This is a genomic window from Aeromonas sp. 25-AL00135, from assembly GCF_054052385.1.
Genome location: NZ_JBSTYQ010000059.1, coordinates 1 through 245, shown reverse-complemented (window position 1 = coordinate 245; position 245 = coordinate 1). Strand labels below are relative to the sequence as shown.

Annotated in this window: 1 protein-coding gene; it reads left to right on the top strand. The window is 48.2% G+C overall.

Annotated features, from left to right (window positions below; all coding sequences use genetic code 11):
- Positions 1 to 185, top strand: a 185-nt coding sequence (locus tag ACW5XC_RS20470; protein WP_236367696.1) for a hypothetical protein, incomplete at its 5' end; no start/stop codon positions are given.
- Positions 186 to 245: the final 60 nt, after the last annotated feature.

The window sequence follows — 245 nt, the reverse complement described above, 5'->3', positions numbered from 1 at the left end:
CTTCACCAGACATTGAAAATCAAAAATTGTTTTTGATGTTCGATGCTGTGAGTGCCCACACAGATTGCTTGATTCAAATTGTTAAAGAGCGTCACGCTTGTCGCGTTGAGGAGGCGCATATTACGCTTCTCACTTCGAAAGTCAAGCGATTGTTTTCGCTTTTCTTTCGGCGCCCACTTCACTAGGAAGCTGGCTCATCAGTTCGGCGTGTTCCGCCGTGCTGGTAGGGGCGCATTATAGGGAGC